Annotated in this window: 9 protein-coding genes; 4 read left to right on the top strand and 5 right to left on the bottom strand. The window is 71.9% G+C overall.

What is annotated here, in order from left to right:
* Positions 1-351 precede the first annotated feature (351 nt).
* Both ACWDVB_RS05830 and ACWDVB_RS05825 read right to left on the bottom strand, forming a co-directional pair.
* On the bottom strand, positions 352-1,182 hold the full coding sequence (locus ACWDVB_RS05830) for a TetR family transcriptional regulator (RefSeq protein WP_451514273.1): 831 nt from the start codon (positions 1,180-1,182) through the stop codon (positions 352-354).
* 94 nt (positions 1,183-1,276) lie between these two features.
* Entirely contained in the window at positions 1,277-3,058 is a 1,782-nt protein-coding gene (locus ACWDVB_RS05825; RefSeq protein WP_451514120.1) for a 3-hydroxyacyl-CoA dehydrogenase family protein, read from the bottom strand.
* Positions 3,059-3,418: 360 nt separating this feature from the next.
* Here ACWDVB_RS05825 and ACWDVB_RS05820 point away from each other — a divergent pair, with 360 nt between their 5' ends.
* The gene (locus tag ACWDVB_RS05820; protein ID WP_451514121.1) at positions 3,419-3,988 is read left to right on the top strand and encodes an adenylosuccinate lyase; all 570 of its coding nucleotides are present in this window, start codon (positions 3,419-3,421) and stop codon (positions 3,986-3,988) included.
* A 201-nt stretch (positions 3,989-4,189) separates the two neighbouring features.
* Here the strand turns inward: ACWDVB_RS05820 and ACWDVB_RS05815 are convergent, their stop codons facing one another.
* From ACWDVB_RS05815 to ACWDVB_RS05805, 3 genes are all read right to left on the bottom strand, one after another.
* Positions 4,190-4,711, bottom strand: coding sequence for an N-acetyltransferase family protein (locus tag ACWDVB_RS05815; protein ID WP_451514122.1), 522 nt, complete (start codon positions 4,709-4,711; stop codon positions 4,190-4,192).
* Entirely contained in the window at positions 4,712-5,110 is a 399-nt protein-coding gene (locus tag ACWDVB_RS05810; protein WP_451514123.1) for a RidA family protein, read from the bottom strand.
* Positions 5,111-5,171: 61 nt separating this feature from the next.
* On the bottom strand, positions 5,172-6,272 hold the full coding sequence (locus tag ACWDVB_RS05805; RefSeq protein ID WP_451514124.1) for an Rv2578c family radical SAM protein: 1,101 nt from the start codon (positions 6,270-6,272) through the stop codon (positions 5,172-5,174).
* 306 nt (positions 6,273-6,578) lie between these two features.
* Here ACWDVB_RS05805 and ACWDVB_RS05800 point away from each other — a divergent pair, with 306 nt between their 5' ends.
* The 3 genes from ACWDVB_RS05800 to ACWDVB_RS05790 all read left to right on the top strand — a co-directional run bounded on the left by ACWDVB_RS05800 (position 6,579) and on the right by ACWDVB_RS05790 (position 10,563).
* On the top strand, positions 6,579-7,148 hold the full coding sequence (locus ACWDVB_RS05800) for a GNAT family N-acetyltransferase (protein WP_451514125.1): 570 nt from the start codon (positions 6,579-6,581) through the stop codon (positions 7,146-7,148).
* A 334-nt stretch (positions 7,149-7,482) separates the two neighbouring features.
* Entirely contained in the window at positions 7,483-7,926 is a 444-nt protein-coding gene (locus ACWDVB_RS05795) for an SRPBCC family protein (RefSeq protein WP_451514126.1), read from the top strand.
* A 249-nt stretch (positions 7,927-8,175) separates the two neighbouring features.
* Positions 8,176-10,563, top strand: coding sequence for an MFS transporter (locus ACWDVB_RS05790; protein ID WP_451514127.1), 2,388 nt, complete (start codon positions 8,176-8,178; stop codon positions 10,561-10,563).
* The last annotated feature ends 146 nt before the right edge of the window (positions 10,564-10,709 follow it).

The raw sequence follows: 10,709 nt of genomic DNA, 5'->3' as shown, positions 1-10,709 counted from the left end.
GCTTGACGTTACGGGGGGTTCTGGTGGAGCTCTGGAGGTGTGCCGTCGGTTCGGCCAAAGATGAAGCTCGGCAACGCCTTGGTGGGGCGTGGGAGGTGCCTGTGACGCAGGCGTCCGGACGCGCAAGCCGTGGCTTGAGGGGACAGCCGACGTACGGAGGATCTCTGTACGCCGGCCGCCCGGACAACATCAACGTATGGCACCGCGTGCCAGTGAGCAAGACACTCGGTGCCAATATTTTTTGACCGATGATCGATCAGTGCAGGTCAGAGGGGGTGGGAGCAAGACTGAGGGGCTGCTACCAACCGGTAGTAGCCCCTCAAAAGCCAAGGACGAAATGGGCAGAACGGGCTAAGAGGCGTGCTCTCTGAGCGCCTTCTCGATGGTTCGCATGACCTCGTCGAGGGGAGCGTCAGTTCGAGCCACCGTGACCAGAACCTCACCCTGCGCGGAGACCGCCGCCGGAGCCGCCGGGGGCAGCGTGTCGCGGCCCGCGCCGATCCCCGTGCCGAAGGTGCGCCGCACGATCGCGAAGGCGTGGTCCAGGTGGTTCTCCACGTCGCCCTGGCCGCCGGCCCGCAGCCAGCGCCGCAGGACGTGGTTGTGGGCGGTGACCACGGCGGAGGCGGCGACCTCGGCGAGCAGCGGGTCGTCGTTGCCGTCGTGGTGCGCGTGCTCGTCGAAGTGGCCGAGGAGATAGCGGGTGAAGAGCCGTTCGTAGCGGGCCACCGAGGCGATCTCGCGCTCACGGAGCGTGGGCACCTCGCGGGTGAGGCGGTAGCGCTCCACGGAGACCGCGGGGGAGGCCGCGTACATCTTCATGACTTCCTTGATGCCGCGGCACACCGTGTCCAGCGGGTGCTCGTGCGGCGGCGCCGCGTTCAGCACCGCCTCCGCGCGGATCAGGGTGTCGTCGTGGTCCGGGAAGATCGCCTCTTCCTTGGAGCGGAAGTGCCGGAAGAACGTCCGGCGGGCGACGCCCGCGGCGGCGGCGATCTCGTCGACCGTCGTCGCCTCGTACCCCTTGGTCGCGAAGAGCTCCATGGCCGCCGCCGCCAGCTCCCTGCGCATCTTGAGCCGTTGGGCGGCGGCACGGCTGCCCGCGGCGCTCTCCGGGGCGTCGGGCGTAGCAGGCGTACGTGAGGACTTGGCGGCCTTGGACATGTCACGAACGTACTGCATATGCGCGGCGCGGTGCTCCCGAGGGACGGGGCCGCCCGACGGTTCGAGCAGCCCGCCCCAGTCCGCCCGTGCCCCCGGGCGCTCCTCGGCCGGCTCAGCGCCGGGCATATTCGCGGAAGCCCCGGCCCGTCTTGCGGCCGAGGCAGCCCGCGGCCACCAGGTGTTCGAGCAGGGGCGCCGGGGCGAGCCCGGGGTCGCGGAACTCGCGGTGCAGGACCTTCTCGATGGCCAGCGAGACGTCCAGGCCGACGACGTCCAGGAGCTCGAAGGGGCCCATGGGGTAGCCGCCGCCGAGCTTCATCGCGGCGTCGATGTCGTCGAGCGTGGCGTAGTGCTCCTGGACCATCTTGATCGCGTTGTTGAGGTAGGGGAACAGCAGCGCGTTCACGATGAACCCCGCCCGGTCGCCGCAGTCCACCGGGTGCTTGCGGACGCGTGCGCAGACCTCGCGGACCGTGGCGTGCACGTCGTCGGCGGTCAGCACGGTGCGGACCACCTCGACGAGCTTCATGGCCGGGGCCGGGTTGAAGAAGTGCATGCCGATCACGTCGCGCGGGCGCGTGGTGGCGCGGGCGCAGGCCACCACCGGCAGCGAGGACGTCGTCGTCGCGAGGATCGCGCCCGGCTTGCAGACCTTGTCGAGCGCCGCGAACAGCTGCTGCTTGATCTCCAGGTCCTCGGCGATCGCCTCCAGAGCCAGATCGACATCGGCGAACGCCTCGTACGAGCCGGCCGGAGTGATCCGCTTCAGGGTCTCGGCGGCGGCCTCCGCCGTCATCCGGCCCTTGTCGACAGAGCGCGAAAGGGACTTGCCGACACGGGCCTTGGCCGCCTCGGCCTTCTCGTCGGTGCGCGCGGCGAGGACCACGTCGTAGCCGGCCTTGGCGAAGACCTCCGCGATGCCGGACGCCATCGTCCCGGACCCGGCGACGCCGACGGAGCGGACCGTACGTGCCTCGCCGTGCCGCGCGCCCTCCAGCGGGGTCAGCGCGTCGGGCACCACCTCCGCGCTGCCCGGCTCGTCGTACGTGTAGAAGCCGCGGCCCGTCTTGCGGCCGGTCAGGCCCGCCTCGCTGAGCTGCTTGAGGATGGGCGCGGGCGCGTGCAGCCGGTCGCGAGACTCGGCGTACATGGCCTCGAGGACGGTGCGCGCGGTGTCCACGCCGATCAGGTCGAGCAGCGCGAGCGGGCCCATCGGCAGACCGCAGCCCAGCCGCATCGCGGCGTCGATGTCCTCGCGGGAGGCGTACTTCGCCTCGTACATGGCGGCGGCCTGGTTGAGGTAGCCGAAGAGCAGCCCGTCGGCGACGAAACCGGGCCGGTCGCCGACCGCGATGGGCTCCTTGCCGAGGGCGTGCGCCAGATCGGTGACCGCGGCGACGGCGGCGGGTGAGGTCAGCACGGACGAGACGACCTCGACGAGCTTCATCGCGGGCGCCGGGTTGAAGAAGTGAAGGCCCAGCACGCGCTCGGGGCGGGCCGATTCGGCGGCGAGGCGGGTCACGGAGAGCGCGTTGGTGCCGGTCGCGATGATCGTGTCGGGGCGCACGACGCCGTCGAGCTCGCGGACTATCTGCTGCTTGATCTCGTACGACTCCGGGGCGACCTCGATCACCAGGTCGGCGTCGGCGGCGGCCCGCAGGTCGGTGAAGGTGCGGAAGCGGGCGAGGACGTCGCGCCGCTCCTCATCGGTGAGCCGTTCGCGGCGCACGGCGCGGGCCGTCGAGGACTCCAGGGACGTGACGGCCCGGGTGGCCGCCGCCTGGCTGATGTCGATGCCGATGACCTCACGGCCCGCACGGGCCAGGACCTCGGCGATTCCGGTGCCCATCGTGCCCAGGCCGATGACGGCGACAGTGTTCAAGGGAGTGTCCATGCGTGGACTCCATTAAGAGAGTGACGACTGTGGGGCGCACGCGGACACGTTAACTGTCGCAGGGCGTGCGGAACTTGAAGGTGTCGTGTCCGGGCGGCGCAGAGTCCACGCCCGGTGAGGTCGGCCGGCCCTGTCCCGGGCCACGCCGTACTGGATACCTGAGGTACCGAACCGACTTGCACCCACGACGGCTGCGTCACCAGGCCGTCGTGAGGAGGTGCTAGCGGGGAGTGTGCCCCGCTCACATGAGATTAACCGCCGAGTAACGAGCGCGCCAGTCCATGGCGATTCCCGGTCTCTGTGATCTACATCGCGACCGCCTGGTGAGGCGACCGCCGGGTAAGGCTTAGGCTCGCGGCCATGGATCAGGAGTTGCGGACGGTGACGGAACGTTTACGCGGTGAGGCGGGGGCCTCGCGGGAGTACGAGAGGCTGGTCGCGACCGGCGACCTCGATGAGCTGGCCGAGGTGCTCGTCTCTCCCGGGCAGCCACTCTGGGCGCGGGAGCTGGCGGCGGTCCGGCTCGGCGTCGCCGGTGACCGCAGGGCCTTCGAGTCGCTCGTCCTCCTCCTCAACCACCGGGACGCCCCGCGGTGCGCCGCGGCGGCCCACGCCCTGGCGCGGCTCGGCGACCCGCGCACGGCGCGCGCGGCGGCGGCCCTCGCGACGAACGAACTCCGCGTCGCCTACGCCCTCTACCCGGTGCGGCTCCTGACGGAGCTGCGCGCTCCCGAGTCGGCGCCCGCGCTGATCACCACCCTGCGCCGCAGACTCGCGCCGCACGACCCCTACGGCAAGATCGCGCTGGCCTGTGTGGAGGGCCTCGGGGCGCTGGGCGACGGACGGGCCCGCCCGGTACTGACCGAGGCGCGCGGCCACCCCCGACTCGCGGCGGCGGCCTCGGCGGCGCTGGCGCGGCTGCCGGGGTGAGGCGGGGGTTGGCGCGGCCGTCGGGGTGAGGCGGGGGTTGGCGCGGCCGTCGGGGTGAGGCGGGGATGGCGCGGCTGCCGGGGTGAGGCGGGGGTTGGCGCGGCCGTCGGGGTGAGGCGGGGATGGCGCGGCCGCCGGAGTGAGGCGGGGATGGCTCGGCCGCCGGGGGAGGGGTGCCGGCGCGCGCCGGGCGCCGTGGGCTCAGCCGAGGCCGAGGGCGTAGCGGATCTCCGGGACCGGCGTGCCGTCGATCTCGTCGGGTTCGCGGGCGCCGTCCGGTGCGATCCCCGCCCGTTCGTAGAAGCGGCGGGCGCGGACGTTGCCTTCGACGACCCACAGGCGCAGCCGGGTGTATCCCGCGGCCGCGCAGCGGGCCAGGCACTCCTGGGTCAGCGTGCGGCCCACGCCCGTGGAGTACTGCGCGGGGTGGATGTACAGCGCGTACAACTCCGCCTCGCCCGGCGGCAGATCGGCGTCGCGCGCCGGTCCGAAGCAGGCCCAGCCGACGATCCGCCCGGCGCGCTCGGCGACCAGGTCCACGCTCGCCCCGTGGCCGCGCGCGAGCCGCTGCCGCTGCTGGGCGGCGCCCTCCTCGACGCTGAGCGCGTCCAGGAACGGCTGGGGCATCAGACCGGCGTAGGCGCTGCGCCAGCCGAGCACGCGGATCTCGGCCACGGTCGCGCAGTCCGCCTCGGTCATCTCCCGCGTCCGCACGTCCGGCATCTACTCGGCCACCACCGCGAACGCCTCGATCTCCATCAGGAACCCGGGGTCGACCAGCGCGGCGACCTGCACCGCCGAGGCGGCGGGCAGCCGCCCGGTGTCCAGGAAGGCGTCCCTGGCGGCGCGGACCGCCGGCATGTACGCCATGTCCGTCACAAAGTACGTCAGCTTCACCACGTCGTCGAAGGTGGCGCCCGCCGCGGCGAGGCAGCGCCGCAGGTTCTCGAAGACCTGGCGGGCCTGCGCCGCCGCATCGCCCTCGCCGACCAGCTCGCCGTCCTCGTCCAGGGCCAACTGGCCCGAGACCGCTATGAGTCGGCCCGAACCCATGACGACGTGGGTGTACGCGGTGGCGGGGGCGACGCCGTCGGGGGCGCTGATGTGGGTCAGTCGGCTCATGACCTCATGGTGGACCACGGCACTGACAACGCCCCGCGCCCGGTGCCGGAGGAGCCGCCTCCTACAGCAGCGTCAGCTGGGTCGGTCCGGCCGTCGGCTCCGGCTCCGGCTCCTCGGGCACGTGGATGCGGCGCGCGGCGCCCGGGCGGGTGAGTCCTGAGTGTGTGGGGCCCGACCGCGTGGGGCCCGAGCGGGTGGGGCCCGACCGCGTGGGGCCGATGCCGAACTCCTCGGCCAGCTCGTGCACGTGCCGCGTGACGCGCCGCTGATACCACTTCGGAGCGTAGGCCCCCTCCGCGTACAGCCGCTCGTACCGCCGCACCAGGTGCGGATGGTGCCGACCCACCCACTCCATGAACCACTCGCGCGCCCCGGGCCGCAGATGCAGCACCAGAGGTGTCACGGAGGTCGCGCCCGACGCGGCGATGGCCCGCACCGTGGCGCGCAGCTGATCGGGGTGGTCGCCCAGGAAGGGGATGACGGGCGCCATGAGGACCCCGCAGCCGATGCCGTGCTCGGTCAGGGTGCGAATGACGTCCAGGCGCCGCTCGGGGGCGGGCGTACCCGGCTCGACGGTGCGCCACAGCTCGTGGTCGGTGAAGCCGACGGAGACGGAGATGCCGACGTCCGTCACCGCGGCGGCCTGCCGCAGAAGATCGAGGTCGCGCAGGATCAGCGTGCCCTTCGTCAGGATCGAGAAGGGGTTGCCGCGGTCGCGCAGCGCCTCGATGATCCCCGGCATCAGCCGATAGCGGCCTTCCGCCCTCTGGTAGCAGTCCACGTTCGTGCCCATGGCGATGTGCTCGCCCTCCCAGCGGGGCGAGGCGAGTCGGCGCCGCAGCAGTTCGGCGGCGTTGACCTTGACGACGATCTGGCTGTCGAACCCGAGGCCGGTGTCCAGGTCCAGATAGCTGTGGGTCTTGCGGGCGAAACAGTAGACGCACGCGTGCGTGCAGCCCCGGTACGGGTTGACCGTCCATTCGAACGGCATACGGGACGCGCCCGGCACGCGGTTCACGATCGACCTGGCCCGGATCTCGTGGAAGGTGATCCCCGCGAATTCGGGGGTGTCGAAGGTCCGTGTCGTCACCGCGTCCGCGCCGAACAGCGCGGCATCAGCGGTGGTCTGACGCGGCCCGTCGGAGAGGTTCTCCCAGCGCATGACGCCTCCTCGGTAGCAGTGACCCCAGAATAGAACACATGTTCCCTTGATCGTGCGACGGCGGCGTGCGACGGCGGCGTGCGACGGCGGCGTGGGGGCGGCTGGGGGCGGCGCTGTTTGATAGCGTCCCGTCAAGCGCGACACGCGCGACCCGCACCACGGCGAGGGAGGTTGATGAATATGGCCCGCCGGACGCTTCATCGCCATGCCCTTGTCCGGGTCGCGCGAGCCTGAAGGAACCAGCCTGAAGAGGCGGGGCTCACCGCGAGCGGCCCGGTCGTCAGAGAAAACGACCTGGAGTGTCGCGTGTCTTCTTTCTCCCTCACCACCGCCGAGCTGACCACCGAACGTCTCGTGCTGCGGGCCTGGACCCGAGGCGAGGTCGCCGACGTCCTCGCCGGGCGCCGACCGGCCCACTGGGCGCAGGACTTCCCCGCCGACGGCGACCGTGTCATCGCGGGCGTCATCGCCGAACAGATCGCCGAGGGTCCTGGTGACCCCGGTGACCCCGGTGACCCCGGCGCGCACGGCCACCGGCTGATCATCGAACGCGAGAGCGGTCTCGTCGTCGGGTCCATCAGCCTGCTGCTGCCGCCGAGCGAGGGCTCGGTGGAGTTCGGCTACGGCGTCGTCGCCTCCCGGCGCGGTCGCGGCTACGCCTCTGAGGCCGCCCGCGCCCTCGTGGCGTACGCCCTGACCTCGCCGGACATCACCACCGTCCACGCCGATGTCGAGCTCTCCAACCCCGCCTCCGTCCGCGTTCTGGAGAAGGCCGGGCTGCACCGCTGGAGCGATGACGGGAGGACGGCCCGGTTCCGGGCGACGGGGGCGGTGGCGTCCCACCGCCAGCCAAACCGGATCCGCCGGGTCCGGTGACGGGCAGGTCGAACGCACGGTGCATGATCGGAAAGCTGCTCGTCGAGTTCCTGTCCGTCGCCGCCCTGGCCGCGCCGCCGGGAGGCCCGCCGGCTGCCCGCCGCCGTCTTCGGGCTCGCCCCGGTGGTCACCGCGGCGCTGAGCCCGGACGCCACCCCGACCTCACCCACGCCGGCTCGCTCGCCACCCTGCTCCGGCGCCGCGCTCCGGGTCTCGCTCCGGCTGCTGCCGGGCTGAGGAGGCCCGCCGAGGCGGCCCCGATTTGGGGGGCCGGTGTGCCGGGTGGTTGGCTCTCCCTGAACTCCCCGAGAAACCAAGTGCTGGAGGAAGTGCAATGGCGCAGGTCGAGGCGACCACGGAGCGGATCATCGCGGCACAGCCGGACGACGTCTTCGACGCACTGGCCGACTACAGCGGCACGCGCGGAAAGATCCTTTCGGAGCACTTCAGCGAGTACGAGGTGCGCGAGGGCGGCGACGGCGAGGGCACCCTGGTCCACTGGAAGCTCCAGGCCACCAGCAAGCGGATCCGCGACTGCCTCCTGGAGGTCAGCGAGCCCACCGACGGCGAGCTCGTCGAGAAGGACCGCAACTCCTCCATGGTCACCACCTGGACCGTCACCCCGGCCGGTGAGGGCAAGGCCCGCGTGGTCGTCTCCAGCGTGTGGAACGGCGCGGGCGGCATCGGCGGCTTCTTCGAGAAGACCTTCGCGCCCAAGGGCCTCGGGCGGATCTACGACGCCGTCCTCACCAACCTCGCCGCCGAGGTGGAGAAGTAGCACCGGCCGTCACCGGCAAGGAGGGGGCGGCGGGTTCGCTCGCCGCCCCAACTCCCGCGTAGCCCATCAGGGTTGACTTCACGCTCACCGTTTCGAGTGGTTTTCCGCTCGGCCCCGTTGTACGCCGTAGGGCTCCGACCGGCACTTACGTCCGTGAGGCCCGACAAAAGGGCGACTCGTCGCGCTTGCTCACAGTTGTCGCGTAATGCGAGAAAGCTGGCGGCGCAGGCGCGACGAGGGGAGCAGTACGTGGGTGGGACGACACTGGTGAAGGCCGCCGGACAGGGCGCGGGACAGCCGCCGCCCCCGGCCCCCGATCCGACGGCGCAGGGGCTCAGCCCCCGCCGCGTACGGATGGTTTTCTTCGGGCTGCTGCTCGCGCTGCTGCTCGCCGCGCTGGAGCAGATGATCGTCGCCACCGCGCTCCCCAAGATCGTCGGGGAGCTGCACGGCCTGGACAAGATGTCCTGGACGATCACCGCCTATCTGCTCACCTCCACCATCGGACTGCCCATCTACGGCAAGCTCGGTGACCTCTTCGGGCGCAAGGGCGTCTTCCAGTTCGCGATTCTCGTCTTCGTCATCGGCTCCGCGCTCGCCGGATGGTCCCGGACGATGGACCAGCTCATCGCCTTCCGCGCCCTCCAGGGCGTCGGCGCGGGCGGCCTCATGATCGGCGTACAGGCGATCATCGCGGACATCGTGCCGCCCCGGCAGCGCGGCCGCTACATGGGTCTGATCGGCGCCGGGTTCGGCCTCGCCTCGGTCGCGGGCCCCCTGCTCGGCGGCTTCTTCACCGACCACGCCTCCTGGCGCTGGTGCTTCTACTTCAACGTGCCGTTCGGCCTGGTCACGCTCCTCGTCGTCACCCTCGTCCTGAAGCTGCCCAAGCGCACCGGCAGGGCCAGGCTCGACGTGCTCGGCGCGCTGCTGCTCGCCGCCGCCTCCACCTGCCTGGTGCTGCTCACCAGCTGGGGAGGGACCCAGTACGCGTGGGGCGACCGCGTCATCGTCGGACTCGGCGCCGGCGCCGTCGTGACGAGCCTGCTCTTCCTCGTCGCCGAGAAGTACGCCGCAGAACCGATCATCCCGCTGCGCCTCTTCCGTGATCCCGTCTTCAACATCACCTCTCTTGTGGGCATGGTCGTCGGAATCGGCCTCTTCGGAGCGGCCAGCTATCTGCCGACCTTCCTCCAGATGGCCGACGGCGCGAGTGCCACCGAGTCCGGCCTCCTGATGCTGCCGATGATGGGCGGCGTCGTCGGCGCGTCGATCATCTCCGGACAGCTCATCAGCCACACCGGGCGCTACAAGATCTATCCGGTGCTCGGCGGCGCCCTGTCCGTCATCGGCATGTGGCTGCTCTCGCGGCTCGAAGAGGACACGTCGCGGCTGGAGTACAGCATCTGGATGGCCGTGCTCGGCGCGGGCCTCGGCCTGGTCATGCCCGTCCTGATCCTCGCCGTGCAGAACGCCGTCCGCCCCGCCGACCTCGGCACCGCCACCAGCGCGCACAACTACTTCCGGCAGATCGGCGGCAGCGTCGGAGCCGCCATCTTCGGGACGCTCTTCGCCGACCGGCTCGCCGTCGCCCTCGCGGACCGGCTCCCCGCCGGATCGGACAAGGTCCTGCCCGACCCCGAGTCCCTCACCCCGCAGCTCGTCCACGCGCTGCCCGCGCCGCTGCGCGAGGGCTACATCCAGGCCTACGCCGAAGCGATGCCGCGGATCTTCCTCTACCTGGTGCCGGTGCTCGTCCTCGGCATGCTGCTCGCCTTCTTCCTCAAGGAGACCCCCCTGTTGTCCAGCGCCACTTCCCCCAACGCGCCCGCCGCCGAGCCCACCCCCATCCCGCACGCCCGTACGACGGCGTACGCGGCCGGGGTCCCCGTCTGCGGCACCGTGCAGCACCCCGACGGCACCGTGGTGCCCCGCGCGGCCCTCACCCTCATCGACGTGGCCGGGCGGCAGATCGGACGCGGCGCGAGCGGCGAGGACGGGCGGTACGCCCTGTCGACGCCGGGGTCGGGGTCGTTCGTGCTGATCGCGGCCGCTGGCGGCCACCAGCCGCAGGCGGTCACCGTCACCGTCGGCGAGCGGCCCGTCGAGCTCGACGTGGTCCTCGGTGGCGCGGGCCGCCTCGCAGGGACCGTGGTGACCGCCGACGGAACGCCCGTCAGGGACGCCGCCGTCACCCTCACCGACGTCCGCGGAGAGGTCGTCGCCACCACCCGCAGCGGCCGCGAGGGCGGCTACGTCATCACGGAGCTGGTCGCGGGCGAGTACACCCTGGCCGCGAGCGCCCCCGCGTTCCGGCCCGCCGCGCTGCCCGTCACCGTGCAGGCCGCCCGCGAGACCCGCCAGGACGTGGAGCTGGCGGGCGGCGCGGTCCTGCGCGGCGCCGTGCGGGCGAGCGCGGGACGCGTCGTCGAGGACGCGCGCGTGACGCTGCTCGACGCCGCGGGCAATGTCGTCGACACCCTGACCACCGGAGCGGACGGCACCTTCCGCTTCGTTGATTTGTCGTCCGGCGAGTACACCGTCATCGCGGCGGGCTATCCGCCGGTCGCCACCGTCCTCCAGGTCGCGGGCGGCGGCCGCACAGAGCGTGACCTTCAGCTGGGCCACGAGGACTGACGTCGCTTCAGGACTCACGTCGCTTCAGGACCGACATCGCGAGGACCGGCGTACGGGAGGCCGGGGCGCCAGGGGGGCGTGCGCCGGGGGTTTTCCGGGCCTCGGTCAATTCCCGCATTGCCCCGCACGGCAACCCGCGCCCGCCG

The sequence above is a fragment of the Streptomyces sp. NPDC003379 genome (assembly GCF_053589195.1).
This window is presented reverse-complemented; position numbering and strand designations above follow the sequence as displayed.